Annotated in this window: 19 protein-coding genes; 5 read left to right on the top strand and 14 right to left on the bottom strand. The window is 69.8% G+C overall.

The window, feature by feature from the left end; all coding sequences use genetic code 11:
- Nucleotides 1–32 precede the first annotated feature (32 nt).
- From mlaE to BM144_RS00440, 5 genes are all read right to left on the bottom strand, one after another.
- Nucleotides 33–815, bottom strand: a complete 783-nt coding sequence (gene mlaE / locus BM144_RS00460; protein ID WP_092948729.1) for a lipid asymmetry maintenance ABC transporter permease subunit MlaE — start codon at nucleotides 813–815, stop codon at nucleotides 33–35.
- On the bottom strand, nucleotides 812–1,648 hold the full coding sequence (locus BM144_RS00455) for an ABC transporter ATP-binding protein (protein ID WP_092948727.1): 837 nt from the start codon (nucleotides 1,646–1,648) through the stop codon (nucleotides 812–814). The genes mlaE and BM144_RS00455 overlap by 4 nt, the downstream gene beginning before the upstream one ends.
- Nucleotides 1,649–1,855: 207 nt before the next feature.
- Nucleotides 1,856–2,653, bottom strand: coding sequence for an amino acid ABC transporter ATP-binding protein (locus BM144_RS00450; protein WP_092948725.1), 798 nt, complete (start codon nucleotides 2,651–2,653; stop codon nucleotides 1,856–1,858).
- Nucleotides 2,634–3,287, bottom strand: coding sequence for an amino acid ABC transporter permease (locus BM144_RS00445; protein WP_092948723.1), 654 nt, complete (start codon nucleotides 3,285–3,287; stop codon nucleotides 2,634–2,636). Before BM144_RS00445 ends, BM144_RS00450 begins: the two co-directional genes overlap by 20 nt.
- A 174-nt stretch (nucleotides 3,288–3,461) precedes the next feature.
- The gene (locus tag BM144_RS00440) at nucleotides 3,462–4,268 is read right to left on the bottom strand and encodes an amino acid ABC transporter substrate-binding protein (protein WP_092948721.1); all 807 of its coding nucleotides are present in this window, start codon (nucleotides 4,266–4,268) and stop codon (nucleotides 3,462–3,464) included.
- 425 nt (nucleotides 4,269–4,693) lie between these two features.
- On the opposite strand from BM144_RS00440, the gene BM144_RS00435 reads away from it, so the two are divergent.
- The 5 genes from BM144_RS00435 to BM144_RS00415 all read left to right on the top strand — a co-directional run bounded on the left by BM144_RS00435 (nucleotide 4,694) and on the right by BM144_RS00415 (nucleotide 11,570).
- Entirely contained in the window at nucleotides 4,694–5,221 is a 528-nt protein-coding gene (locus tag BM144_RS00435) for a sigma-70 family RNA polymerase sigma factor (RefSeq protein WP_092949494.1), read from the top strand.
- Nucleotides 5,200–6,213, top strand: a complete 1,014-nt coding sequence (locus tag BM144_RS00430) for a DUF4880 domain-containing protein (RefSeq protein ID WP_092948719.1) — start codon at nucleotides 5,200–5,202, stop codon at nucleotides 6,211–6,213. Before BM144_RS00435 ends, BM144_RS00430 begins: the two co-directional genes overlap by 22 nt.
- A 4-nt stretch (nucleotides 6,214–6,217) precedes the next feature.
- Complete coding sequence (locus BM144_RS00425) at nucleotides 6,218–8,626, top strand: TonB-dependent siderophore receptor (RefSeq protein ID WP_092948717.1); 2,409 nt, start codon at nucleotides 6,218–6,220, stop codon at nucleotides 8,624–8,626.
- Between the two features lie 102 nt (nucleotides 8,627–8,728).
- On the top strand, nucleotides 8,729–10,921 hold the full coding sequence (locus BM144_RS00420) for a TonB-dependent siderophore receptor (protein WP_092948715.1): 2,193 nt from the start codon (nucleotides 8,729–8,731) through the stop codon (nucleotides 10,919–10,921).
- A 373-nt stretch (nucleotides 10,922–11,294) separates the two neighbouring features.
- The gene (locus tag BM144_RS00415) at nucleotides 11,295–11,570 is read left to right on the top strand and encodes a hypothetical protein (RefSeq protein WP_092948714.1); all 276 of its coding nucleotides are present in this window, start codon (nucleotides 11,295–11,297) and stop codon (nucleotides 11,568–11,570) included.
- A 100-nt stretch (nucleotides 11,571–11,670) separates the two neighbouring features.
- Here the strand turns inward: BM144_RS00415 and BM144_RS00410 are convergent, their stop codons facing one another.
- The 9 genes from BM144_RS00410 to BM144_RS00370 all read right to left on the bottom strand — a co-directional run bounded on the left by BM144_RS00410 (nucleotide 11,671) and on the right by BM144_RS00370 (nucleotide 25,966).
- Nucleotides 11,671–13,155, bottom strand: a complete 1,485-nt coding sequence (locus BM144_RS00410; protein WP_092948712.1) for a glutamate synthase subunit beta — start codon at nucleotides 13,153–13,155, stop codon at nucleotides 11,671–11,673.
- A gap of 57 nt (nucleotides 13,156–13,212) precedes the next feature.
- Nucleotides 13,213–17,955: a glutamate synthase-related protein gene (locus BM144_RS00405; RefSeq protein ID WP_092948710.1), complete on the bottom strand. Its 4,743-nt coding sequence runs from the start codon at nucleotides 17,953–17,955 to the stop codon at nucleotides 13,213–13,215.
- 171 nt (nucleotides 17,956–18,126) lie between these two features.
- On the bottom strand, nucleotides 18,127–18,834 hold the full coding sequence (locus BM144_RS00400; RefSeq protein ID WP_092948708.1) for a transposase: 708 nt from the start codon (nucleotides 18,832–18,834) through the stop codon (nucleotides 18,127–18,129).
- 266 nt (nucleotides 18,835–19,100) lie between these two features.
- Nucleotides 19,101–20,033 carry a class I SAM-dependent methyltransferase gene (locus tag BM144_RS00395; RefSeq protein WP_092948706.1) on the bottom strand — a complete coding sequence of 311 codons (933 nt, stop codon included), beginning with the start codon at nucleotides 20,031–20,033 and terminating at the stop codon, nucleotides 19,101–19,103.
- The gene (locus tag BM144_RS00390) at nucleotides 20,030–20,662 is read right to left on the bottom strand and encodes a DUF1415 domain-containing protein (RefSeq protein ID WP_092948704.1); all 633 of its coding nucleotides are present in this window, start codon (nucleotides 20,660–20,662) and stop codon (nucleotides 20,030–20,032) included. Before BM144_RS00390 ends, BM144_RS00395 begins: the two co-directional genes overlap by 4 nt.
- A 93-nt stretch (nucleotides 20,663–20,755) precedes the next feature.
- The gene (locus tag BM144_RS00385) at nucleotides 20,756–21,982 is read right to left on the bottom strand and encodes a deoxyguanosinetriphosphate triphosphohydrolase (RefSeq protein WP_092949492.1); all 1,227 of its coding nucleotides are present in this window, start codon (nucleotides 21,980–21,982) and stop codon (nucleotides 20,756–20,758) included.
- A 78-nt stretch (nucleotides 21,983–22,060) separates the two neighbouring features.
- Nucleotides 22,061–23,158 (bottom strand): 3-dehydroquinate synthase, encoded by a 1,098-nt coding sequence (gene aroB, locus BM144_RS00380; RefSeq protein WP_434802633.1) that lies wholly within the window; start codon nucleotides 23,156–23,158, stop codon nucleotides 22,061–22,063.
- 418 nt (nucleotides 23,159–23,576) lie between these two features.
- On the bottom strand, nucleotides 23,577–24,137 hold the full coding sequence (locus BM144_RS00375) for a shikimate kinase (protein ID WP_092948700.1): 561 nt from the start codon (nucleotides 24,135–24,137) through the stop codon (nucleotides 23,577–23,579).
- Nucleotides 24,119–25,966 carry a beta strand repeat-containing protein gene (locus tag BM144_RS00370; RefSeq protein ID WP_092948698.1) on the bottom strand — a complete coding sequence of 616 codons (1,848 nt, stop codon included), beginning with the start codon at nucleotides 25,964–25,966 and terminating at the stop codon, nucleotides 24,119–24,121. Before BM144_RS00370 ends, BM144_RS00375 begins: the two co-directional genes overlap by 19 nt.
- Between the last annotated feature and the right edge of the window lie 21 nt (nucleotides 25,967–25,987).

The following is a 25,987-nucleotide window of genomic DNA, read 5'->3' as shown; positions in this document are numbered from 1 at the left end:
GGGTTCTTGCGTGCGGACCGGAGGGCGGCGCCTCAGATGCTGAACATCCAGGCGGTGAGCAGGAAATCCAGCCCCAGCACCGCGAGCGAGGCCATCACCACGGTGCGCGTGGTGGCCCGCGACACGCCCTCGGGCGTGGGTTTGGCGACATAGCCCTGCAGCAGCGCGACGAAGGTGACCGTGACGCCGAAGACGAAGCTCTTGAGCACGCCGTTGCCCACATCGGCCCACACGTCCACGCCGCTCTGCATCTGGCCCCAGAACGCGCCGCCGTCCACGCCCAGCATGACCACGCCGACCACCCAGCCGCCGATCACGCCCACGGCGCTGAACACCGCCGCCAGCAGCGGCATGGCGATCACGCCGGCCCAGAAGCGGGGCGCGAGGATGCGGCGCACCGGGTCCACGGCCATCATTTCCATGGCCGAGAGCTGCTCGCCCGCGCGCATGAGGCCGATCTCGGCCGTGAGCGAGGTGCCCGCGCGGCCGGCGAACAGCAGCGCCGACACCACGGGCCCGAGTTCGCGCACCAGCGACAGCGCCACCAGCAGGCCCAGGGCCTGCGAGGCCCCGTAGCGCTGCAGCGTGTAGTAGCCCTGCAGCCCCAGCACGAAGCCGACGAACAGGCCCGAGACGGCGATGATCGACAGCGAATAGTTGCCCAGGAAGTGCAGTTGGTCGCGCACGAGGCCGAAGCGCTGCAGGGTGGGGCCGGCCAGGCCCACGAGGCGTGCGAACAGGCGCGCGGCGCGCCCGATGTCCGCGAGCACGCGGCGCGTGGCGAAGCCGATGTCCGAAGGTTTCCACCAGCTCATCGCGCGCCTCCGCCCGTGCCGCTGCCGATGCCCAGCGGTCCGAAATCGTCGGCCACGGTGGGGCCGGGGTAGTGGAATGGCACGGGGCCCGTGGGCAGCGCGTGCACGAACTGGTGCACCAGCGGATCGGTGCTGGCGCGCACCTCGTCGGGCGTGCCCTGCGCGGCCACCACGCCGGGGCCCAGGATGACCACGTGGTCGGCGACGCGGAAGGTTTCCTCCACGTCGTGCGAGACCACGAGCGTCGTGAGGCCCATCGCGTCGTTGAGCTGGCGGATCAGTTGCGCGGCCGTGCCGAGCGAGATCGGGTCCAGCCCCGCGAAGGGCTCGTCGTAGAGGATCAGTTCGGGGTCGAGTGCGATGGCGCGGGCCAGCGCCACGCGCCGCGCCATGCCGCCGGAGATCTGGCTGGGCAGGAGGTCGCGCGCGCCGCGCAGGCCCACGGCCTGCAGCTTCATGAGCACGATGTCGCGCACCAGCGCCTCGGAGAGGTCGGTGTGCTCGCGCAGCGGGAAGGCCACGTTCTCGAACACGCTCATGTCGGTGAACAGGGCGCCGAACTGGAACAGCATGCCCATGCGGCGCCGCGCGGCGTAGAGCTGGGCGGCGTCCATGCGCGCCACGTCCTGGCCATCGAACAGCACCTCGCCCTGCTGGGCTATCTGCTGCCCGCCGATCAGGCGCAGCACGGTGGTCTTGCCGCCGCCGGATGCGCCCATGAGCGCGGTCACCTTCCCGCGCGGGATCTTCAGCGACAGATCGCGCAGGATCGGACGCTCGCCATACGAGAACGTGACGTTGCGCAGCTCGACCAGAGGGGCGGACTCGGACATGCGGAAAGGTTGGAAAGCAGGAAAAGGCGTGATTGTCGCGGGTGCGGCCATTTGCCGTGCGAGCGATGGTAACGCAAACATACATGCATGGATGTTTGCTATCGCCACAGGCCTTGGATCGCTACTTTTTCGGTAGCGCCCTGTGCAGGCTGCGTGGGGCTTGGCTTGGATTATCGGGACTAGTTTGCACCTCGTGTGGCGGCCGCGTCACAGCATGCTGCGAAGGAATGCCTGGGTTCGCGCATGCCGGGGACTGGCAAAAAACTCGGCCGCGGGCGCGGACTCGATGATCTCGCCCCGGTCCATGAACACCACCCGGTTCGCCACCTCGCGCGCAAAGCCCATCTCGTGCGTGACCACCAGCATGGTCATGCGCTCCTGGGCCAGCGCGCGCATGGTGCGCAGCACTTCGCCGGTCAGTTCCGGGTCGAGGGCGGAGGTGGGCTCGTCGAAGAGCAGGATGTCCGGCTCCATCGCCAGCGCGCGGGCGATGGCCACGCGCTGCTTCTGCCCGCCCGACAGGCGTGCGGGGTAGTTGTCCTGCTTCTCCAACAGGCCCACCTTGGCGAGCAGCGCCTGCGCGTGCGGCACGGCGGCCTGGCGCGCAAGGCCCTTGACCACCATGGGCGCCTCAATCACGTTCTCCAGCACCGTCAGGTGCGGGAACAGGTTGAACGACTGGAACACCATGCCCATGCGGCGGCCGATGCGGCGCACCTCGGCCTCGGGCACGTAGCGGCAGCGGCCGTCCGGACCGGTCGTGGCGAGCGCCTCGCCCTCGATGGCGATGTGGCCGCGGTCGATGGTCTCCAGGTGGTTCAGGCAGCGCAGGAAGGTGCTCTTGCCGGAACCCGAAGGGCCGATCACGGCCACGGTCTCGCCGCGGCCGAGGGTGAGCGACACATCGCGCAGCACCGGCAGGCCGCCGAAGGCCTTGTGCAGGCCGCGCGCATCGATCATGGGCGCGGCGCCGGAGGCGCCGATGTCAGGCGTCGTGGCGTGCATAGCGTCGCTCCAGGCGCTGGAAGCCCCAGGTGAGCACCAGGGTCATCACGAGATAGAAGGCAGCGGCCACGAGGAAGGGCGTGGTCGTGAAGTCGCGCTGCACGATGCCGCGCGCGGCGCGCAGCAGGTCGTTGAGCGCCAGCACGTAGATGAGCGAGGTGTCCTTGACCAGCGTGATGGTCTCGTTGCTCATCGGCGGCAGGATGCGGCGCACCATCTGCGGCAGCACGATGCGGCGCATGGTCTGGCCGTAGGTCATGCCGAGCACCTTGGCGGCCTCGTACTGGCCGCGGTCGATCGACTGGATGCCCGCGCGGAAGATCTCGGCGAAGTAGGCCGCGTAGTTCAGCGCGAACGCCACCACCGCCGCGGGGAAATCCGGCAACCGCACGCCGAGCACCGGCACGAACGGCAGCGCGAAATAGATGAACAGCATCTGCAGCATGAGCGGCGTGCCGCGCATGAGCCAGATATAGCCGTTGACCAGCCCCGACAGCAGCCCCCAGCGCGACACCCGCGCGAGCGCCAGCGCCAGGCCCAGCGGCACCGCCAGCGCCAGCGTGATCGCGAAGAGCTTCAACGTGACCGTCGCGCCCTGCGCCAATGGTCCAAGAAGTGAAAGAACGTAGTCCATGCAGTCAGAACAGTTCAGTGGTTGCACGGCACACAGCGCATGCAACCGGCGCGGCCCAGACCAGCGGACGCCGCGCAAGGGCCGCCCCGCCGCGCTGGCGTCGTCCCCCTTCCCGCATCGCGCAGCGATGCGAGAGAAGGGGGAAGCGGCGCAGCCGCTCAGGGGGTTGTACCTTTATTTAATGATGTTCTTGCCGAACCACTGCGTCGCGATGGTCGCGGCGGCGCCGTCCTGCTTCATGTCGCCCAGCGCCTTGTCGAGGCGGCCCTGCAGCGCGGTGTCGTCCTTGCGCACGCCCACGCCGTATTCCTCGGTGCCGAAGTGCTCGTCCAGCACGGCGTAGTCCTGCGGCTTCTTGGCGACGTAGTAGCGGCCCACCACCTCATCGACCACCACGGCTTCCAGGCGGCCGGTGGAGAGGTCCATGAGCGCCGTCACGTTGTCGCCGAAGGTCTTGAATTCCTTGAACGACTTGAAGACGGCGTCTTCCTTCTTGACCGCGTCCACGGCGCTGCTGCCGTCCTGCGCACCGACCACCTTGCCGGCGAGATCCGCCTTGGTCTTGATCGCGGCCTGGGCGGCCACGACGATGATCTGGTGGTTCTCCATGTAGGGCGCGGTGAAGGCGATGTTCTGCTTGCGCTCTTCGGTGATGGTCAGCCCGTTCCAGAGCGCGTCCACGCGCTTGCCGGAAAGTTCGGCCTCCTTGGCGCTCCAGTCGATGGGCTTGAATTCCACTTCCACGCCCATGCGCCTGGCGGCCTCGCGGGCCATGTCGATATCGAAGCCCACGAGCTGGTTCTTCTCGTCGCGGAAGCCCATGGGCGGGAAGTTGTCGTCCAGGCCGATCACGATCTTCGTGACCGCGGCGGGGGGCGTGGCCGGAGCGGCGGCGGCAGCGGGCTGCGCGCTCTCGTTCTTGCCGCAACCGGCAAGCAGGGCACCCAGGGACATCAATACGACAGCGGCGATCTTCTTCATGGCAGTGGAAAAGCCGGCACGGTGGCCGGCGAAGGCAAGGGGGAAAAGGGAAGGAGCGGCAAAAAACAGCGCGTGGCGGCCTGCGCGAAAGGGGCAGGCGGACACGCGCGGGCGGTCGGAAACCAGCGCGTATTGTCCCCGATCGCCCGGAGCCCCCCGCGGCGCGCGCCCGGCCCGGCGGGCGGCAAAGGGCAGGAATTCAAGCCAAAAGGCCTCCATGCCGCCGGGTTCATTCGATAGTTAGCTACATATTCGATAGCAAATCACGTGGCACACCCTCCGCGCGGCGGGGATGGCGCCGTGCCCACTGTCGCGTGGAATAATGCGAGTCATTTGCATTTCTATGGGTTGCCCGGGCGGCCGGTGCCCCCCGCCCCGCCCCCATCCGTTGTCCCGCCTGCACCGTGGTTTACGCAAGCTCTCCGATCGACGCCGCCCCAGCGCCCGCCGCCGGGCAGGATCTCGGCCGCCTCTACGGTGACCACCACGGCTGGCTGCAGGGCTGGTTGCGCCGCCGGCTGGGATGCCCCGACCAGGCCGCCGACTTGGCGCAGGACACCTTCCTGCGCCTGCTCTCGCACCGGCTGCGCGGCGGCGCGGCCGAGGCGCCCGCGCCCCGCGAGCCGCGCGCCTTCCTCGCCACGGTCGCGGGCCGGCTCGTGGCCAACCATTTCCGCCGGCTGTCGCTGGAACGCGCGTGGCTCGATGCCCTGGCCTCGCTGCCGCCGGCCGATTGGCCCTCGGCCGAACAGCACGCGATCGCGCGCGAGGCGCTGCACCGCCTGGACGCGGCCCTCGCCGGGCTGGCCGAACGCGTGCGGCGCGCCTTCCTGCTGTCGCAGCTCGAAGGGCGCGACTACGCCGCCATCGCCACCGAACTGGGGGTGACCGAGCGCAGCGTGAAGCGCTACATGGTGCAGGCGTTCGAGGCATGCATCCTGGCAGCGGACTGAGCGGCGCGACCGCCGGCACTCCGCCCGGCCGCGCCGCCGTGCGCGAAGCCGCGCGCTGGCTGGCCCGCCTGCACGCGGGCGGCGCCAGTGCGCAGGACCATGCCGCGTGCGAGCGCTGGCGCGCCGCCCATCCCGAGAACGAACAGGCCTGGCAGCGCGCGCGCCGCATGCAGGATCAACTGGGCCTGGTGCCCCCGCCGCTGGCCCGCGCCGTGCTGGGCCGGCCCGACGCCGCGGGACGCCGCCGCGTGCTGCGCGCGGCGGGCGGGATCGCGCTGGCGCTGCCGCTGGCGCACCTGGCGTGGCGCGAAGCCGGCACGGCCTGGGCCGCGGACCTGCGCACCGGCGTGGGCGAGCGCCGCCTGGCCACGCTGCCCGACGGCTCCCGCGTGTGGCTCAACACCGGTACCGCCGTGGCGATCGCCTTCGGCCCGCAGGCGCGCCGCCTGGAGCTGCTGCGCGGCGAAGTGCGACTGCAGGCCGGCGCGGCGGCCGGCGGCGCGCCGCCGCTGGAACTGCACACGGCCGCCGGCACGCTGCAGGCGCTGGCGGAAGGCGCGCTGCCGCCCGCGCACTTCCTGGCGCGCACGCTGGAGGATGCCGACACCGGCTGCCGCGCGACCGTGCAGGCCGGCGCCGTGGCGCTGCGCACCGCCGACGGCCTGGAAGCCCGCGTGGACGCCGGCCAGGCGCTCTCGTTCGGCCCGGCGCACCTGGGCCCCGCCCGGCCGGCCGACCCGTTCGCGGACCGCTGGACCGACGGCCTGCTGGTGGCGCGCGGCCAGCCGCTGGGCGACTTCCTGGCCGAGCTGGCGCGCCACCGCCATGGCTGGCTGCAGTGCGATCCGGCCGTGGCGGGCCTGCGCATCACCGGCGCCTTCCAGCTCGACCAGGGCGATGCGGTGATCGACGCCCTGCCCCGCTCGCTGCCGGTGCGCGTGGTCTGGCGCACGCGCTACTGGGCGCGGGTGGTGCCGGCGCACGGGGCCTGAGCCCATGCCCGCAGCCCGCTGCCTGCGCCCCCGCCGGGCCTGCGGCACCGCGGCATTGGCGGCGGTGCTGGCGTTCGCTGCGGGCCCGGGCGCGGCACGGGGCGCCGCCTTCGACCTGCCCGCCGGCCCGCTCGTGGAACAGCTCGCCGCCCTCGCGGCGCGCGCGGGCATCACCATCCAGGCCGACGGCACGCTGCCGCAGGACCTGGCCGGCCGGCCGGTCGCGCAGGCCGCCACCGCGGCGCAGGCGCTGCAGCAGCTGCTGCGCGGCACGGGCTGGGTGGCCGAGGAAGTCTCCCCGGGGCTGTTCGCGCTGCGGCGCGCGGCCCCGCCCCTTCCCGGCCCGGATGCCGCCGTGCATCCCGAGGTGCGGGTGGCGGCACGTCGCGATGCGGACGGCGCAGCCGGCGCCGCGGTGCGGCCCGATGCCGCGGCCCCGGCGCCCTCGGCCACGCGCATGCCCGGGCCGGCGCTCGCAGTGCCGCAGGCGCTTTCCACCATCGACCGCGGCACCCTCGGCGCGCTCGGCGCGACGCGGCTCGACCAGGTGATCGACTACGTGCCCGGCGTCTCGCGGCAGAACGATTTCGGCGGCACCTGGGACAACATCGCGCTGCGCGGCTTCGCGGGCCACGAGGACACGGGCATGAGCCTGCTGCGCAACGGCATGCAGGCCAACCGCGGCTTCAATGCGCCGCGCGATACCGCCAACGTGGAGCGCTTCGAATTCCTGCGCGGGCCGGTGGCCGCGCTCTACGGTTTTTCCGAGCCCGGCGGCACCCTGGACAGCGTGACCCGCGCGGCGCCCCGGGAGCCCGTGCGCGCCGCCGAATGGACGCTGTCGCAGCACCGGGGCCGGCGCGGCGTGCTGGAGCTGGGCGGCCCGTTCGGCGCCCCGCCGGACACCGGCGCCGACGCGCCGCCCCCGCGCCTGGCCTGGGGCCTGATCGCCGTGGCAGAAGACCGCGGCAGCTTCCGCGAGCACGTGCGCACGCGCCGCGAAATGCTCGCGCCCACGCTCACCTGGAAGCCCGCGCCCGGCACCACCGTGCGCTACGACGGCGAGTGGCTGCGCCAGCGCGCGCCGCTGGACCGCGGCGTGGTCGCGATCGGCGGCGTGCCCGGCACCATCCCCGACACGCGGTTCTTCGGCGAGCCCGGCGACGGCGATCTCACCATGGTCAACCAGACCCACCAGGGGCTGCTGAGCCACGACCTGTCTCCCGGGTGGCAGCTGCATGCCGGCGCCATGGCGCGGCGCGGCACCATGCGCGGCTTCACCACGTACGGGCACGGCTACGGCGAGGCGCTGGCCGACCTGGACGCCACCGGCTGGCTCTGGCGGCAGCGGCGCTGGCGCGACTTCGCCTCCACCGACCGCTCCGTGCAGGCCGACCTGCGCGGGCAGTTCACCGACGGCGGCGGGCGCGCGCACGCGCTGCTGCTGGGCGCGGAAGCCTTCGCCTTCGACATGGACCAGCTGCTGCTGCGCAACCCGGAAAGCGGCTGGCGCGACTACGGCATCGACGTGCGCGACCCCGTCTACCGCAGCGTGCTGCCGGCCACCACCGACACCCTGCAGTCCACGCGCGAGCGGCAGTCCGGGCGGGGCCTGTACCTGCAGGACCAGGTCACGCTCGCGCCCCGCTGGCGGCTGCTGCTGGGCGTGCGGCACGACAGCTTCCGGCAGGCGGTGGACAACCGGCTCGCCGCCACCGCGCAGCGCCAGTCGCAGAGCGCCTGGTCGCCGCGTGGCGGCATCACCTGGCTGCCGCGCCCGGGCTGGGCCGTGTACGCGAGCGCGGGGGCTTCGCTGCGGCCCAACATCGGCGTGGACGCGGCCGGTGCTTCGTTCCGCCCGGAGCGCGGCAGCGCCCGCGAAGTGGGGGTGAAGTGGCAGCCGGAGCCGGGCCGCCTGTCCGCCGCGCTGGCGCTCTTCGACATCGCCAAGCGCCACGTGCTGGTGATCGACCCGCAGCACACCGACCACAGCCTCGCCGCCGGCCGCGTGCGCAGCCGCGGGCTGGAGGCCGAACTGAGCGGCCGGCTCTCCCCGTCCTGGCGCATCGTGGCCGGCGCCGCCTGGCTGCGCGAATCGCTGCCGCAGTTCCCGCGCGCCAGCGGCAGCGTGCTGCTGCTGCGCGAATGGGCGCTGGACGAAGGCGGCGGGGCCTCGGCGGGAATGGGACTCACGCACGTGGGCGAGCGCACGGGCGACGCTGGCTCGCCGCGCCTGCCGGCCTACACCACCGCCCGCCTGGTCGCGCAATGGAAGGCGGCGCGCGGCTGGCGGCTCTCGCTGCAGGTGGACAACCTGTTCGACCGGCGCTACTACGCGAGCGCCTACCACACGGTCTGGATCACGCCGGGGGCGCCACGCAGCGCATCGGTCAGCCTGCGTCACACATTTTGATACACAAAGCCCGCTGAAGGCCTGTCCCCTGCGGCCCGCGCCACGTGTCCTCCCTCTCGACATCCGACGTCCGTCCATTCCACTTCGAGAGGAGAAATCGCCATGCCGTGCACGCGCCCCGCATGTTTCCGCCACCCATCGCGCGCCGCGCGCCGCCGCCGGCTCGTCGCCGCGGGCCTCGCGTCCCTGGTCCAGGCCATCGCGGCCTCGCAGGCCCAGGCCCAGGCCCAGGCGCAGGTGCCCGCCCCTGCCGCGCCCGAAGCCCAGTTGCCCGCCACCGAGGTCGTGGGCCGCCAGCAGTCCGGCCAGTACCACGCCCAGGAGTCCGAGGGCGCCACCAGGACCGACACCCCGGCCCTCGAAGTGCCCCAGGCCGTGCGCGTGGTCACGCGCCAGTTCGTGGACGACCTGGGCGCGCTGCGCCTGGACGACGTGCTCGACTACGTGGCCGGCGTCTCGCGCCAGAACAACTTCGGCGGCACCTGGGACAACATCGCCATGCGCGGCTTCGTGGGCCACGAGGACATGGGCATGGGCCTGCTGCGCAACGGCATGCCGGCCAACCGCGGCTTCAATGCCCCGCGCGACACGGCCAACGTGGAGCGCTTCGAATTCCTCAAGGGCACGATGGGCGCGCTCTACGGCAACAGCGAGCCGGGCGGCACGGTGAACGTGGTCACCAAGCAGCCGCTCTGGCGCGCCGCGCATTCGGTGGAGGCCTATTACGGCAGCCACGACGCCAAGCGCCTGGCGCTGGACACCACCGGCCCCATCGGCGGCAGCGAGCGCGAACCCGCGCGCCTGGCGTACCGCCTCAACATGTCGGTGGAAGACAAGGACAGCTTCCGCGACTTCGTGCACAGCCGCCGTGAACTGGTGGCGCCGGCCCTCACGTGGAAGCTCGCGCCCGACACCGTGCTGCGCTACGACGGCGAATGGCTGCGCCAGCGCGCGCCACTGGACCGCGGCGTGGTGTCGGTGAAAGGCCGGCTGGGCGCGGTGCCCACCTCGCGCTTCTACGGCGAGCCGCGCGACGGCGACATCACCGTGGACAACCAGACGCACCAGTTCTTCCTGGAGCAGGCCCTCTCGGCCGACTGGAACCTGCGCGCGGGCCTGCAGTACAAGCGCGGCACGCTCTCCGGCCTCGCGAGCGAGCCGCACCAGTACGGGCCCGCGCCCTGCCAGACCTCGGTGGAGACGAGCGGCTGGCTCTGCCGCCGCCTCATCGACCGCGACTTCCGCTCCAACGACACCACGGTGCAGGTCGACCTGAACGGCCGCTTCGCCACGGGTGCGCTGCGCCACGAACTGCTGGTGGGCGCCGAGGTGTCGCGCTTCCGCATGGACCAGACCATGATGACCCAGGCCGGCGGGGGCCGCTTCGGCTACGGCATCAGCGTGTTCGATCCCGTCTACGGCGCCGCGCAGCGCCCGGCTCTCACCGCCGCGGCCATCGACCGCACGGTGAACGACCGCACCGCCGCGTTCTACGTGCAGGACCAGATCGCGCTCGCGCCGCAGTGGAAGCTGCTGGCCGGACTGCGGCACGACCGCTACCGCGGCGAGATCGACGAGCGCAGCGGCGGCGGCGTGACGCGCCAGGAGCCCAGCGCCACCTCGCCGCGCCTGGGCCTCACCTGGCTCGCGCAGCCCCACCTCTCCGTCTACGCGAGCGTGGGCAAGTCGTTCCGCGCGCAGGCGCAGACCACGGCCTCGGGCCAGCCCATCGAACCCGAGATCGGCACCGCGCGCGAAGCCGGCGTGAAGTGGGAAAGCGCCGACCAGCGCCTGGGCGGCAACGTGGCGGTGTTCGACATCCGCAAGCGCAACATGGCCACCTGGGACGACGACGGCGTGCACCTCGTGCCCCTGCCCGGCACGGTGCGCAACAAGGGCCTGGAGGCCGAACTGGCCGGCTGGGTGGCCCCGGGCTGGCGCGTCGCGCTGAGCTACACGTACCTGGACGCCGACCCGCAGATCACCCAGTTCGCGCGCCAGAGCGCCAGCGCCTTCGTCACGCACGAACGCGCGGCCCCCGGCGGCGGCCTGGTGGGCGTGGGCGCGGGCGTGACCCACGTGGGCGAGCGCCGCGGCGACACCGGCGAGCCGCGCCTGCCGGCCTACACCATCGCCAAGCTCACGGCCTACTGGAACGTCGACCGGCGCCTGCGCGTCTCGCTCGACGTGGACAACCTGTTCGACAAGACCTACTACCACAGCGCCTACAACCGCGTCTGGGTGATGCCGGGCAGCCCGCGCCAGGTCACGCTGGGCCTGCAGTACAAGTTCTGAGGGAGAAGGAAGAAAGAGAAGCGGCTCGGAGCGATGCATGGAGCCATATCGGCTCCATGCCGCCGCAAACATTGAATAGTTTGCTCATTTTTTTATAGCGACAGCACCGGCCGGCGGAGGACCGCAGCACCGGGCCATGGGCCGGTAATTCACAACGTTTGAGGACTTTTCAGACGCGCTTCAAGACCTTGCCCGCAGGCTCCGGAAGAATCCCGATCGATCTCCTGCCGCCGCGACAGCGAAGGCCGCACGAAGGAGAAAGGGGAGCGCCGGCATACCGGCGCCTCCGGAAACGGAAGGCCGGGGCACCAAGGCTCGCATGCCGCCGGCACAGTGCACCACAGCGACCCAAACCAGAGAGAGGAATACCACCATGTCCAACAACAACATCCCCGGCGGCTGGACCGCATTCAACTTCGACCTCACGCCCGAAGCGCAGAAGGTGTTCAAGGAGGCCGTCAACCTCGTGGGCGCCACGTACACCCCCATCGCCTTCGCCACGCAAGTGGTGGCCGGCACCAACTACTCCTTCCTCTCCAAGGTCCAGGCCGTGGTGCCCAACGCGCAGCTGCGCGTGGTGAAGGTGCACATCCACCAGCCGCTGCAAGGCCAGCCGCACATCACGCAGATCATCGATATCCAGCCCTGATCGGCGGTATCCCCCAGAAAAAATGGCGCCTCCGGGCGCCATTTTTCTTTCGCGGCGCGCAGGCGCCCCGCAGGCGGGAGGCCTGTGCCTCCGGGCCGCTTCAGCGCGGCAGGTCCGAGTAGCCCATGAGGAACTCGTCCACCGACCGCGCGGCCTGCCGGCCTTCGCGGATGGCCCACACCACGAGCGACTGGCCGCGGCGCATGTCGCCCGCGGCGAACACCTTGGGCACGTTGGTCGCGTAGCCGCCCGTGAAATCCGTCGTGGCGCGGGCGTTGCCGCGGGCGTCCTTCTCGACGCCGAAGGCTTCGAGCACGGGCGAGACGGGCGCCACGAAGCCCATGGCCAGCAGCACGAGGTCGGCCTTGAGCGTCTGCTCGGAGCCGGCCACCTCGACCATCTTGCCGTCCTTCCATTCGACGCGCACGGTCTTCAGGCCGGTGACCTTGCCGGACTTGGCATCGCCGATGAATTCCTTCGTGGCGATGGCGAACTCGCGCTCGCAACCCTCTTCGTGGCTGGAACTGGTGCGCAGCTTGTAGGGCCAGTAGGGCCAGGTCATGGGGCGGTTCTCGACCTCGGGCGGCTGGGGCATCAGCTCGAACTGGGTCACGCTCGCGGCGCCGTGGCGGTTGCTCGTGCCCACGCAGTCGCTGCCCGTGTCGCCGCCGCCGATCACGATGACGTGCTTGCCCTCGGCCCGCAACTGGCCCTTGAGCTTGTCGCCCGCGTTCACCTTGTTCTGCTGCGGCAGGAATTCCATCGCGAAATGGATGCCGTCCAGCTCGCGACCCGGCACGGGCAGGTCGCGGCTCTGCTCGGCACCGCCGGTCAGCAGCACGGCATCGAACTCCTGCTGCAGTTGCTCGGGCGTCACCGTCTCCTTGGCCCAGTTGGTGACCTTGGAACCCTTGCCCAGACCGTCCTTGGCGGCGCCGACGAACACGCCGGTGCGGATGCGCACGCCTTCGGCCTGCATCTGCTCGGCGCGGCGGTCGATGTGCGACTTCTCCATCTTGAAGTCCGGGATGCCGTAGCGCAGCAGGCCGCCGATGCGGTCGTTCTTCTCGAAGAGCGTCACGTCGTGCCCGGCGCGTGCGAGCTGCTGGGCGGCCGCCATGCCCGCGGGGCCGGAGCCGACCACGGCCACCTTCTTGCCGGTCTTGTGCCGGGCCGGGCGCGGCTGCACCCAGCCCTCGGCCCAGGCACGGTCGATGATGGCGTGCTCGATCGACTTGATGCCGACCGGGTCGTCGTTCACGTTCAGCACGCAGGCGGCCTCGCAGGGCGCGGGGCAGATGCGGCCGGTGAACTCGGGGAAGTTGTTGGTCGAATCCAGCACGGCCCAGGCGCTCTTCCAGTCCTGCTGGTACACCAGGTCGTTGAAGTCCGGAATGATGTTGTTGACCGGGCAGCCGCTGTTGCAGAACGGCGTGCCGCAGTCCATGCAGCGCGCGCCCTGCAGCTTGGCCTGCGCATCATCGAGGCCGATGACGAATTCCTTGTAGTGCTTCAGGCGCTCGGCGACGGGCTTGTAGCCCTCCTCGATGCGCTCGTATTCCATGAAGCCGGTGGTCTTTCCCATGATTGCGTGTCCTGTCGTTGTGCGTTGCGTCGTCGGCGTGGGGGGCGTCGTGCGGCCTTACTTGGCCGGCACCGCCGCGCGCGCGCTGGCCTGTGCGGGGTCTGCCACCGGCGGGGTGGGCGGCTCCTGCAGCGCGCGGCGTTCATGGATCTCGGACAGCGCGCGCTTGTACTCGGTGGGGAACACCTTCACGAACTTCGCCCGCGAGGCCGCCCAGTTGTCCAGCAGTTCGCGCGCGCGCTTGCTGCCGGTCCAGCGGTTGTGGTCCTCCAGCATCTTCTTGAGCTGCGCCTCGTCGGTCTGGCCGCGGTGCCAGATGCCGGCCGAGGTGGTGGACATCTGCTCGTCGGAGGGCACGATGCGGTCCAGCGTGACCATCGACAGGTTGCAGCGCGTGTGGAACAGGCCGTCCTCGTCGTAGACATAGGCCACGCCGCCGCTCATGCCGGCCGCGAAGTTGCGGCCCGTCTTGCCGAGCACCACCACGGTGCCGCCCGTCATGTATTCGCAGCCGTGGTCGCCCGTGCCTTCCACCACCGCCGAGGCGCCCGAGAGGCGCACCGCGAAGCGCTCGCCGGCCACGCCGCCGAAGAACGCCTCGCCGGTCGTGGCGCCGTACATCACGGTGTTGCCCACGATGGTGTTGCGCACCGTATCGCCGCGGAAGTCGATGCTCGGGCGCACGATCACGCGGCCGCCCGACAGGCCCTTGCCCGTGTAGTCGTTGGCGTCGCCGATCAGGTAGAGCGTGATGCCGCGCGTGAGGAACGCGCCGAACGACTGCCCGCCCGTGCCCTCGAGCTGGATGCGGATGGTGTCGTCGGGCAGGCCCTCGGGGTGCTCGCGCGTCACGGCGCCCGAGAGCATCGCGCCCACGGAGCGGTTCACGTTGCGCGCCACCTCGATGAACTGCACGCGCTCGCCCTTCTCGATGGCGGGGCGGCTGCGTTCGATCAGCTTGCGGTCCAGCGTGTGGTCGATGTTGTGGTCCTGCTTGTCGACGTGGAAGCGTGGCACGTCGGCCGGCACCTGCGGCTGCGCGAAGAGGCGGCCGAAGTCCAGGCCCCGGGCCTTCCAGTGGGCGATGCCGGCGCGCATGTCGAGCAGGTCGGTGCGGCCGATCAGGTCGTCGAATTTCGCGATGCCCAGCTGGGCCATGATCTGGCGCACTTCCTCGGCGATGAAGAAGAAGTAGTTCACCACGTGCTCGGGCTTGCCCGAGAACTTCTGGCGCAGCACCGGGTCCTGCGTGGCCACGCCCACCGGGCAGGTGTTCAGGTGGCACTTGCGCATCATGATGCAGCCCTCGACCACCAGCGGCGCGGTGGCGAAGCCGAACTCGTCGGCGCCCAGCAGCGCGCCGATGGCGACGTCGCGACCGGTCTTCATCTGGCCGTCGGCCTGCACGCGGATGCGGCCGCGCAGGCGGTTGAGCACCAGCGTCTGCTGGGTCTCGGCCAGGCCGATCTCCCAGGGCGAGCCCGCGTGCTTGATCGACGACCAGGGCGAGGCGCCCGTGCCGCCGTCGTGGCCGGCGATCACCACGTGGTCGCTCTTGCACTTGGCCACGCCGGCCGCGATCGTGCCCACGCCCACTTCGGAGACGAGCTTGACCGAGATGTCGGCGTGCGGTGCCACGTTCTTCAGGTCGTGGATGAGCTGCGCGAGGTCTTCGATCGAGTAGATGTCGTGGTGCGGCGGCGGCGAGATCAGGCCCACGCCGGGCACGCTGTGGCGCAGCTTGCCGATGTAGTCGGTGACCTTGCCGCCGGGCAGCTGGCCGCCCTCGCCGGGCTTGGCGCCCTGGGCCATCTTGATCTGGATCTGGTCGGCCGACGACAGGTATTCGGCCGTGACGCCGAAGCGGCCCGAGGCCACCTGCTTGATGCGGCTGCGCAGCGAATCGCCTTCCTGCAGCGGCAGGTCCACCTCGACGTTCTGCGCGCCGATCACGCTCTTGAGCGTGTCGCCCTGCTTGATCGGGATACCCTTGAGTTCCTGGCGGTAGCGCGCGGCGTCCTCGCCGCCCTCGCCCGTGTTGCTCTTGCCGCCGATGCGGTTCATGGCCACGGCCAGCGTGGCGTGCGCCTCGGTGGAGATCGAGCCCAGCGACATGGCGCCCGTGGCGAAGCGCTTGACGATCTCCTTGGCGGATTCGACCTGCTCCACGGGAATGGCCTTGGCCGGGTCGAACTTGAACTCGAACAGGCCGCGCAGGGTCATGTGGCGGCGGCTCTGGTCATTGATGATCTGCGCGTATTCCTTGTAGGTGTTCCAGTTGTTGGCACGCGTGGAATGCTGCAGCTTGGCGATGGCGTCGGGGCTCCACATGTGCTCTTCGCCACGCGTGCGCCAGGCGTATTCGCCGCCCGCGTCCAGCATGGTCTCCAGCACCGGGTCGTCGCCGAAGGCGGCCTTGTGCATGCGGATGGCTTCCTCGGCGATCTCGAACACGCCGATGCCCTCCACGCGGCTGGCCGTGCCGGTGAAGTACTTGCCCACGGTGTCGCTGTTGAGGCCGATGGCCTCGAAGAGCTGCGCGCCGCAATAGCTCATGTACGTGGACACGCCCATCTTGGACATGATCTTCGACAGGCCCTTGCCGATGGCCTTCACGTAGTTGTAGATGGCCTTCTCCGGCGACAGGTCGCCAGCCAGGTCCTTGTGCATGTCGGCCAGCGTCTCCATGGCCAGGTAGGGGTGCACGGCCTCCGCGCCGTAGCCGGCCAGCACGCCGAAGTGGTGCACTTCGCGCGCCGTGCCGGTCTCCACCACCAGGCCGGCGGTGGTGCGCAGGCCTTCCCGCACCAGGTGCTGGTGGATGGCCGAGAGCGCGAGCAGCGCGGGGATGGCCACCTGCGTCGCGCTCACGGCGCGGTCGCTGATGATGAGGATGTTGGCGCCGCCCTTGATGGCGTCCACCGCCTGCGCGCACAGCGATGCGAGCTTGGCTTCCACGCCTTCATGGCCCCACGCCAGCGGGTAGGTGATGTCGATCACCGCGCTCTTGAACTTGCCCTGCGTGTGCTGCTCGATGTCGCGCAGCTTGGCCATGCCCACGAAGTCCAGGATCGGCTGGCTCACTTCCAGGCGCATCGGCGGGTTGACCTGGTTGATGTCCAGCAGGTTCGGCTTGGGGCCGATGAAGCTGTTGAGCGACATCACGATGGCTTCGCGGATCGGGTCGATCGGCGGGTTGGTCACCTGCGCGAAGAGCTGCTTGAAGTAGTTGTAGAGCGGCTTGTTCTTGCCCGAGAGCACGGCCAGCGGGCTGTCGTTGCCCATGGAGCCGATGCCCTCCTCGCCGTTCCTCGCCATGGGCGCCATGAGGAACTTGATGTCCTCCTGGGTGTAGCCGAAGGCCTGCTGGCGCTCCAGCAGCGGCAGCTCGGAAGGCAGCGGCGCCACCGGCAGGTCGCCGCCCACGCTGTCGAGCTTGATGCGCAGGTTCTCGATCCACTGCTTGTAGGGCTTGGTGTTGACGATGTTGGCCTTCAGCTCGTCGTCGTCGATCATGCGGCCCTGCTCCAGGTCGATCAGGAGCATCTTGCCGGGCTGCAGGCGCCACTTGCGCACGATCTTGTTCTCGGGCACGGGCAGCACGCCCGATTCGGAGGCCAGGATCACGATGTCGTCGTCGGTCACGCAGTAGCGCGAGGGGCGCAGGCCGTTGCGGTCCAGCGTGGCGCCGATCTGGCGGCCGTCGGTGAACACGATGGAGGCCGGGCCGTCCCAGGGTTCCATCATCGCGGCGTGGTATTCATAGAAGGCGCGGCGGCGCTCGTCCATGGTGGTGTGCTGCTCCCACGGCTCGGGGATCATCATCATCACGGCCTGGCTGATGGGGTAGCCGGCCATGGTCAGCAGTTCGAGGCAGTTGTCGAACGTGGCGGTATCGGACTGGTCCGCGAAGCTGATGGGGTAGAGCTTCTTCAGGTCCGGGCCCAGCACGGGCGAGGCCATCACGCCTTCGCGCGCACGCATCCAGTTGTAGTTGCCCTTGACGGTGTTGATCTCGCCGTTGTGCGCCACGTAGCGGTACGGGTGGGCGAGCGGCCACTCGGGGAAGGTGTTGGTGGAGAAGCGCTGGTGCACCAGGCCGATGGCCGAGACGCAGCGCGGGTCCTGCAGGTCGAGGTAGTAGGTGCCCACCTGGTCGGCCAGCAGCAGGCCCTTGTAGACCACCGTGCGGCTGGACATGCTGGGAACGTAGTATTCCTTGCTGTGCTTGAGCTTCAGGCTCTGGATGGCGGCGCTGGCCGTCTTGCGGATCACGTAGAGCTTGCGTTCCAGCGCGTCCTGCACGATCACGTCGTTGCCGCGGCCGATGAAGACCTGGCGCAGGATGGGTTCCTTCTTGCGCACCGTGGGCGACATCGGCATCTCGACATTCACCGCCACGTCGCGCCAACCCAGCAGCACCTGGCCCTCGGCCTTGATGGCGCGCTCCATCTCCTGTTCGCAGGCGAGGCGGGAGGCGTGTTCCTTGGGCAGGAAGATCATGCCCACGCCGTATTCGCCGGCCGGCGGCAGCGTGACGCCCTGCCTGGCCATTTCTTCGCGGTAGAGCGCGTCGGGGATCTGGATCAGGATGCCGGCGCCGTCGCCCATCAGCTTGTCGGCGCCCACGGCGCCGCGGTGGTCGATGTTCTCGAGGATCTTGAGCGCCTGCGTCACGATGTCGTGCCGCTTCTCGCCCTTGATGTGGGCCACGAAGCCCAGCCCGCACGCATCGTGCTCCTGGGCGGATGAATACAGACCGTGCTGTTGCAGGTGCAGGATTTCGGCAGCCGTCGTCATGGCGCTCTCCTCGGGGAAATTGATCGCAGGGAGCCCGAGCGTAGTGCATGACGTTATGCACATCAAGTATTTTAATTGGGGTCAGATAACAATTTTATTTACACAACGATCTTTGAGAAAGAAATTAGGGACATATCAGAAAAGGTGTTTTTCTTCCGCAATCGGCCAACGTCACGCCTCTGGCGGGTCGTCCGGGGTCTTGCGCGGCCGCCCTGCTCGCGCCTTGGTCACACGGCGGACGGTCTGCTCCTGCAGCGCCGCAGCGAACGACTCGCCTCCCAGCGCCCAGCCGGCCAACGTCGCCTCCGTAATGCGGCCTTGTTCGGAGGCGGCCAGCCCGGCCTGGACCAGGGCGGCATAGGCGGCCTCGCGCGCGAATGGTGTATTGCCCAGCGCCCAGTAGAGCGCGTGCGGCGTCACCACGCGGTCCGGCCGCAGGCCCAGCGCATGGGCGTGGCTGGACCACGGGTAGTCCTCGGGCCGGGCCACCAGCCCGGCCCGCACGGGATTGAGGTCGATGTAGGCCATGCAGGCCAGCAGGTAGCGCGCGGCCTCCAGCACCGTGGAGCGGTAGCGCCCCTCCCACAGCGTGCCGCTGCGTCCGTGGCGCTGATTGAAGGCCCGCACATAGCTGCGGCCCACCGACTGCATCAGCAGCGGAAGACCGTCCGCGGTGCGCGGCGTGGCCAGCAGGTGGAAATGGTTGTCCATCAGCACATAGGCATGGATGGCGACCCCGCAGGCGCGCGACTGCCCGGCCAGCAGATCCAGCAGGGCTTCGCGGTCCTGCCGGTCCACGAACACCACCTGGCGGTTGTTGCCGCGGTGGATGACGTGGTGGGGGTACCCGGGCAGGGTCAGGCGGGGAAGGCGGGCCATGGCGGGCGAGCGGGCAGTGGGCGAAGGCAGCAGCGTGGAGCGCGATCTTAGAGCGACCGGCAGAGGCCTTGCGGCGCCGCCGCCAAGGGCCGCGCCGCCCGCAAGGCCTGCGGCAGGGCCGGCGACATGGCACCCGGCCGCAACCCCCTCGCCGGGTTCTGCGGGCCGCTCCGCAGCGCCCGTGGTGAAGCGCCCGCGGCTCCAGGCCTGGATGCTACTATTTTTATAGCAAACTATTCAATGGATCCGGCGGCATGGAGCATTTTTCATGCAGATTCTTCCGCCACCGCTCCGGCAGGGGCCGGAGCGGCCGGCAGCGGGAACCGCGCCGCCAGTTCCTGCTCCAGGCCGAATTCCGCCAGGATGGCCCGCAGCCGCTCGGCCGCGCTGCGTTTGCGCTGGCCGGTGTGGCGCGCCACGATCAGCTCGTTCTTCATGCTGTGCTCCCAGCCGACCAGCTCGGTCACCGTCACCTGGTAGCCGCTGGCCTCCAGGTAGAGGCAGCGCAGCACGTTGGTGAGCTGGCTGCCCATCTCGCGCGTGTGGAGCGGGTGGCGCCACAGTTCGGCCAGCGGCGTGCGCGCGAGCGCCAGCGCCTTGTTCTGGCGCAGGCAGGCGGCCACTTCGGCCTGGCAGCACGGCACGAGCACCATGGCGCGCGCCTGCTTCGCCAGACCGAAGGCGATGGCATCGTCCGTCGCGGTGTCGCAGGCGTGCAGCGCGGTGACCACGTCGAAGCGGGCGGGCAGCGCCGCGGCCGCGGTCGATTCCGCCACGGTCAGGTGCAGGAAGGCCATGCGGTCGAAGCCCAGCCGCTGCGCCAGGGCCTGCGACCGCTCCACCAGCTCGGCCCGCGTCTCGATGCCGTAGCTGTGCCCGCGGCCCAGCTCCCGGAAAAACAGGTCGTAGAGGATGAAACCCAGGTACGACTTGCCCGCGCCGTGGTCGGCCAGCGTGGGCGCCTGCCCGTCCTGCGCGAACTCGCGCAGCAGCGGCTCGATGAACTGGAACAGGTGGTAGACCTGTTTCAGCTTGCGCCGCGAATCCTGGTTGAGCCGGCCATCGCGCGTGAGGATGTGCAGTTCCTTGAGCAGTTCCACCGACTGGCCCGGGCGCAGCTCCTGCAGTACCTGCGCGTCGGCGGCCGGGGCCTGCGCACCGGCACGGGGGGCGGCCCTGGGGACGCGAGCGGGCTTCACGCTCCGCTCCCGGCGCCACCGTGCGCGACGGGGCAGCGCGGGCCCACGTCCAGCGCGGCCCAGCCTTCGGCACCCAGTGCTTCGAGCATCTCGATGTTCTTCTCGAAGATCGCCTCGGCCTCGGGAAAGGCTTCCACGGCGCGGTCGATGCTTTCCTCGCGCAGCAGGTGCAGCGTGGGGTACGGCGCGCGGTTGGTGGCGTTGCCCACGTCGTCCACCGCGGTGTCGGCGAACTGGAAGCGTGGGTGGAACGAGGCCACCTGCAGGATGCCGCCCAGGTCCATCGCCTCCACCAGATCGTCGGCCAGGCCGAGGAAGTCGTTGAAATCGAGGAAATCCTCCATGCAGCCCGGCGCCATGAGCAGTGTGGTGTCGCGGCGCTCGGGCGAGGCTTCGGCCAGCGCTTCCAGCTCGCGCTGCAGGTCTTCGATCAGGCCGCGCGCGTCGGTGGCATCGCTCACCACGTAATGGATCTGCTCCTTCACGTGGACGGCCTTGGCGAAGGGGCACAGGTTCAGGCCGATGACGGCACGCTCCAGCCAGCGCACCATGTCCTCGATCACGGTCTGGTGCACGGACGCGCAGGCATCGGCGGCAGGCGGCACGGCGCCGGCGGGGGATTCGCTCATGGGGTCTTTCTGGGGGGGAAGCCGCGATTTTATCGGCGGGGCCGCCAGCGAGCCTTGTCCCCGGGCAAAAGGCTGCCGGACGGCAACCCGGCGTCAGGCCAGCAGGCGCACGCCCGTGAGCCGCTCGTGCTCGCGCACCGCGAACCGGTCGGTCATGCCGGCGATGAAATCGGCCACGGTGCGCGCATGCGGCAACGCGCCCGCCGCCGCCGTGCCGGCAGCCCCCTCCAGCGCCGCGGCCGCGCGGTCCGCGAAGCGGTGCTTCATCTCGGTGGGCCGTGCGGCATAGATCTCGAACAGCTCGCGCACCACCTGCTTGGCCAGGCCCGTGGTCTCCATGACCTGCGGATGCCGGTAGAGGTTCTGGAACAGAAAGCGCTTGAGCGCCTGCGACTGCGTCCGCATGGAGGCACTGAAGCCCACCAGCGGCGGCAGGCGGCGCACGTCGTCCACCGTGCGCGGCGCCGCATCCGCGATGGCGGCGCCGGTGGCATCGATCACGTCGTAGACCTGCGCGCTCAGCATGCGGCGAATCGCCTCGTGCAGCAGCCGGCGCTGCGCCTGCGGCCCGCCCAGGTGCGGGTGGTCGCGCTCGGCATCGGCGCGGAAGCGGTCGAACAGCGGCAGGTCGCGCAACTGCGCCAGCGTGATGAGCCCGGAGCGCACGCCATCGTCGATGTCGTGGGCGTTGTAGGCGATCTCGTCGGCCAGGTTGCACAGCTGCGCCTCCAGGCCCGGCTGCTGCCGGAGCAGGAAGCGCGCGCCGACGCCGCCGGGCTCCTGGGCCTCCAGGCCCTCGGCATGGACGCGCGAGCAGTGCTTGAGGATGCCCTCGCGCGTCTCGAAGGTCAGGTTCAGGCCGTCGTAATCCGGGTAGCGCTCTTCCAGCGCATCGACCACGCGCAGGCTCTGCAGGTTGTGCTCGAAGCCGCCCTGCTGCGCCATGCACTCGTGCAGGGCATCCTGCCCCGCATGGCCGAACGGCGTGTGGCCCAGATCGTGCGCGAGCGAGACGGCCTCGACCAGGTCTTCGTTGATGCGCAGCGAGCGCGCGATGGAGCGCCCCAGTTGCGCCACTTCCAGCGAATGCGTGAGCCGGGTGCGGAACAGATCGCCTTCGTGGTTGAGGAACACCTGTGTCTTGTAGACCAGCCGCCGGAACGCCGTCGAATGCACGATGCGGTCGCGGTCGCGCTGGTACTCCGTGCGGGTGGGCGCGGGCGACTGCGGATGCCTGCGCCCGCGCGTCAGGGCCGGGTCACAGGCATACGGGGCCAGCGGCGGCACACAGGCCGGCGCGCCACTCCCCTGCCCTGGCAGCGGCTGCGGCGCGCTGCCTGCGCGGGCGCCCGGGACGAAAGAGGGTTCTTTTGCCTGCACCGTGGCGGTCCGGGTCGCTCAGGCGCAGCAGGCGTCGATGACTTCGCGCACCAGCGCATCGGGCGCCGGGCGCATGGAGGCACTGCCCGGGCCGTCGATGACCACGAAGCGGATCTCGCCGCCTTCGGATTTCTTGTCCAGGCGCATGAGTTCGAGGTAGCGGCCGGCGTTGTCCGAGGGGTCGATCACGGCACCGCGCACCGGCAGACCCGCGCGCACGATGAGGGCGCGCAGGCGCTCCACGAAAACCGCATCCACCAGCCCCAGCCGATGCGACAGTTCGGCCGCCATCACCATCCCGGCACCCACGCCCTCTCCGTGCAGCCACACGCCGTACCCCATGCCGGCCTCGATGGCGTGGCCGAAGGTGTGGCCGAAGTTCAGGATGGCGCGCAGGCCGGCTTCGCGCTCGTCCTGCCCCACCACCCAGGCCTTGATCTCGCAGCTGCGCCGCACGGCATGCGCGAGCGCGGCGTGGTCGCCCGCCCGCAGGGCATCGACGTGGCCTTCGAGCCAGGCCATGAAGTCCATGTCGGCGATCGGCCCGTACTTGATGACTTCCGCCAGCCCCGCGCTCAACTCGCGCGCAGGCAGCGTGGACAGCGTAGACAGGTCGCACACCACCAATTGCGGCTGGTAGAACGCGCCGATCATGTTCTTGCCGAGCGGGTGGTTGATCGCCGTCTTGCCGCCCACCGACGAATCCACCTGCGCGAGCAGCGTTGTCGGCACCTGCACGAAGGGCACGCCACGCATGTAGCTTGCCGCCGCGAAGCCGGTCATGTCGCCCACGACACCGCCGCCCAGCGCGAACAGCACGGTCTTGCGGTCGCAGCCATGGGACAACAGCGCATCGAAGATGCGGTTCAGCGTCTGCCAATCCTTGTGCTCCTCGCCGTCCGGCAAGGAAACGATGAACACTTCGGGATAGCGGTGGGCGATGGCCTGGCGCAGACGCTCGGCATACAGCGGCGCCACGGTTTCGTTCGTCACGATGAGGGCGCAGGCGGCCTTGGGGCACGCCGCGTAGGTATCTGCCGCATCGAGCAGGCCCGCGCCGATCTCGATGCCGTAGCTCCGGTCGCCCAGCGGAATTTCCACGCGGGATGGCGGCACGGGCCCATCGCCCCGGCCTGGCGGCAAACCGCGCTCGGTCGATGGGGGGATGGCAGATGCGCTGGAGGACGAAGGCGCAGACCGTGGGGACCGGTCGGTATCGCGGGCAAGGGTGGCGTCGGCAGTCATGGCCCCGGAGTCTATCGGCTTCCGCTGCGCGAACCGCAGCCGGCCTGCCGGGGAGGGCACGGGACGCCAAGCATGGCTCTGGCGCGTCCACTCGTGCTGCTGGAGACTGTGGGACCTCAGGGTGGGCGGCACGTGCCGCCATGGAGGACAGGCGGTGTGTTAGAGAAAGGGGCGCAGCATGTGCTCCGCCGTCTTTCAGGATCGCCCCCCGACAGCGGCACTGCCAGGCTGCCAAGCCTTCGGACTTCGGACTTCGGACTTCGGACTGCGGGGCCGCCCCGCTGCCGCCTCAGGGCGCCGTGGGTGGCGGGGGGTGTGGTGGCCCGGCCAGTTCTATCTGCATTGCAATGTGCTGTACCAGCGCGGCAACGTTCTTGCCCCGCCCCGGCGACACCACGAAATGCGCCGTCTCCCGGTACAGCGGATCCCGCTCGCGCTGCAGTTCACGCAACCGGTCCAGCGGCGCTGCCACCTGCAGCAGCGGCCGGGTCTGGTCATGGCGGATATGGCGAAAGATTTCTTCGGGCGATGCATTCAGGTACACCACCGTTCCCCGCTCGCGCAGACGCGCGCGGTTGGCCGCGCGGATCACCGCGCCCCCGCCCGTCGCGAGCACGCGCGCCTCGCTCTCCTCCGTCAACTCGCGGATGACCTCCTCCTCCAGATCCCTGAAGGCGGCCTCTCCCTCACGATCGAAAAAACCACGGATCGAGCCGCCGATGCGCTGCTCGATCACGTGGTCCGAATCGATGAAGGGCAGCCCCAGCCGCCGGGCCAACTGGCGCCCGACGGTGGATTTGCCCGAGCCTGGAAGGCCGATGAGGTGGATGCTCAGCTGGGGTCCGCGCAATTGAGGGCCGTGCCGAAGGGGCTGACGCGCGATGCCGGGGGCACCGTCGCACTGGTCATGTCGTCCGCGCTGGCAGAGGCACTGAAATTGAAGAACGAGCTGGATTCGGTGCCCGCGACAACCGCCTTGGCGGCCAGTTCGAACAGGATCCAGTTGGCGTATTGCTGGCCGTAGGTCAGCGTGAAGGAGGCCGAACCGACAGCGTCCGTGGTCACCGATGCCGGCGCGATCGCCGCGGGCAGGCCCGGGCTCAGGCGGCCGTTCCCGTCACGGTCTTCACCCGCATCAAGAATGCCATTGCGGTTGGTGTCTTCGTTCAGGCAACCCACCGAGCGAGTGAGCGTGGTTGTGTTGCCATTCGTCCAGACGCCGTTGATCCCATCGTAATCCATGGTGCCCTTGCCGAAGACAGGAGCCCAGTAGGACAGCGTCACGTTCTGGTTGGCCACCGGTGCGCCATTGGCGTCTGTGACCTGCACGGAGAACGTCTTGCGGTAGGTGGTGGTCTGCTTCTCGATGGTGTTGTTCGCAGCGATCGAGATGAAGAGTGCCTGGCTGCTCACCGTCAGGGACGAGACGGCGCTGATGCTGGTGTTGGCCACCGTGGCACGGATCTGCACGCCATTGGCGGCCGTCGACGTGGCACCCGACACGAACACGTCGGTGGCAAGGCCGTTGGCGTCCGTCACGGCGGTACCCGTCTTGATGGAGCCACCGCTCAGATCCTGCACCGCCGTGAAGAAGACGGTCTTGCCTTTGACGGCATTGCCGGCGGCATCGCGCACAGTGGCACGCAGTTGCACCTGGTTGGTCGAGCTACCGGGGCTGTTGGGAGCCAGGGCAGCCGAGGAGGTCTGCAGCACCAGGGTCGCGGGCGTGGAGGCCACGAAGCTCACAGGCAGGGTGGTGATCGCGCTGTCGTCCACACGGGCGCTCACGGTCGCCACGCCGACGGACGGCGAAGTCACCTGCACGGTGGCCGTGCCATTGGCATCGGTCACTGCCTGCGCAGGCGAAACCGTGCCGCGGGTGGTGCCGAACGACACGGCCTTGCCGGCCACGCCGACGCCGCCGGACAGGTACCGCACCGTCACGGCACGGCTGCTGTTGACTTCCACTTCCGTGTTGGCGGCCGGCGACGTGAATGCGAAATTCACGCTGCTGACGTTCACCGTGAGGGCCTGCGAGGCACCTGCACCCTGGATCGTCAACGTGTCCGTGCCGCTGCGGGTGGCAGAGTAGGCCAGCGTGACCGAGCCATTGCCATCGGTATTCGTGCTGCTGGCCGTGATGGCATTGCCCAGGGAGGAGGACGCCGTCACCGCAGCGCCCGAGATCGCCACGCCGCTGCTGTCGCGGAGGCTGACGGCGAAACTCGTGGATGCACCGGTCAGCAGGGACGTCGAGCCGGAAGCCGTCAGCGTGGTGCCGGTGACCGGAATCGTGGCCTTCTGGGTGATGGAACCGGAGGTCACCGTGACCACGATGTCGCGGTTGGAGCGGTCATTGCCTGCGGTCAGGACGGCCGTGGCGCGCCCGTCGGTGCCTGTCGAGGCCGCGACGCTGGTCAGCGTGCCGCTGCTCGCGCTGAAAGACACGGCCCTGGAAGCGATCGAATTGTTGGCGGCATCCTTCACCACAGCGGTGACGGTGACGCCGGTCGTGTCCGCAGAGGCCAACCCCGTGGCCGATGTCAGGACTTCGATGGATGCAACCGCCGGCGTCGTCGTGCCGCCCGTATCGGTGCCTCCGGCACTTCCCCCACCCCCACCACACGCCACGAGCGTGGCGGCCAGCGATAACGCGATGGCCTTGATCAATGATTTCATTCTGTCACCCAAGTTGATTTT

Source organism: Paracidovorax konjaci (genome assembly GCF_900112675.1).
Classification (GTDB): domain Bacteria; phylum Pseudomonadota; class Gammaproteobacteria; order Burkholderiales; family Burkholderiaceae_C; genus Paracidovorax; species Paracidovorax konjaci.
This window is presented reverse-complemented; position numbering and strand designations above follow the sequence as displayed.

Bases quoted from the DNA above. Each gene is read 5' to 3' on its own strand.
- BM144_RS00425 (WP_092948717.1), top strand. From the start codon at position 6,218: ATGCCCGCAGCCCGCTGCCTGCGCCCCCGCCGGGCCTGCGGCACCGCG.
- mlaE (WP_092948729.1), bottom strand. From the start codon at position 815: ATGAGCTGGTGGAAACCTTCGGACATCGGCTTCGCCACGCGCCGCGTG.
- BM144_RS00390 (WP_092948704.1), bottom strand. From the start codon at position 20,662: ATGAGCGAATCCCCCGCCGGCGCCGTGCCGCCTGCCGCCGATGCCTGC.
- BM144_RS00445 (WP_092948723.1), bottom strand. From the start codon at position 3,287: ATGGACTACGTTCTTTCACTTCTTGGACCATTGGCGCAGGGCGCGACG.
- BM144_RS00370 (WP_092948698.1), bottom strand. From the start codon at position 25,966: ATGAAATCATTGATCAAGGCCATCGCGTTATCGCTGGCCGCCACGCTC.
- BM144_RS00405 (WP_092948710.1), bottom strand. From the start codon at position 17,955: ATGACGACGGCTGCCGAAATCCTGCACCTGCAACAGCACGGTCTGTAT.
- BM144_RS00415 (WP_092948714.1), top strand. From the start codon at position 11,295: ATGTCCAACAACAACATCCCCGGCGGCTGGACCGCATTCAACTTCGAC.
- BM144_RS00450 (WP_092948725.1), bottom strand. From the start codon at position 2,653: ATGCACGCCACGACGCCTGACATCGGCGCCTCCGGCGCCGCGCCCATG.
- BM144_RS00455 (WP_092948727.1), bottom strand. From the start codon at position 1,648: ATGTCCGAGTCCGCCCCTCTGGTCGAGCTGCGCAACGTCACGTTCTCG.
- BM144_RS00400 (WP_092948708.1), bottom strand. From the start codon at position 18,834: ATGGCCCGCCTTCCCCGCCTGACCCTGCCCGGGTACCCCCACCACGTC.
- BM144_RS00440 (WP_092948721.1), bottom strand. From the start codon at position 4,268: ATGAAGAAGATCGCCGCTGTCGTATTGATGTCCCTGGGTGCCCTGCTT.
- BM144_RS00430 (WP_092948719.1), top strand. From the start codon at position 5,200: ATGCATCCTGGCAGCGGACTGAGCGGCGCGACCGCCGGCACTCCGCCC.
- BM144_RS00420 (WP_092948715.1), top strand. From the start codon at position 8,729: ATGCCGTGCACGCGCCCCGCATGTTTCCGCCACCCATCGCGCGCCGCG.
- BM144_RS00410 (WP_092948712.1), bottom strand. From the start codon at position 13,155: ATGGGAAAGACCACCGGCTTCATGGAATACGAGCGCATCGAGGAGGGC.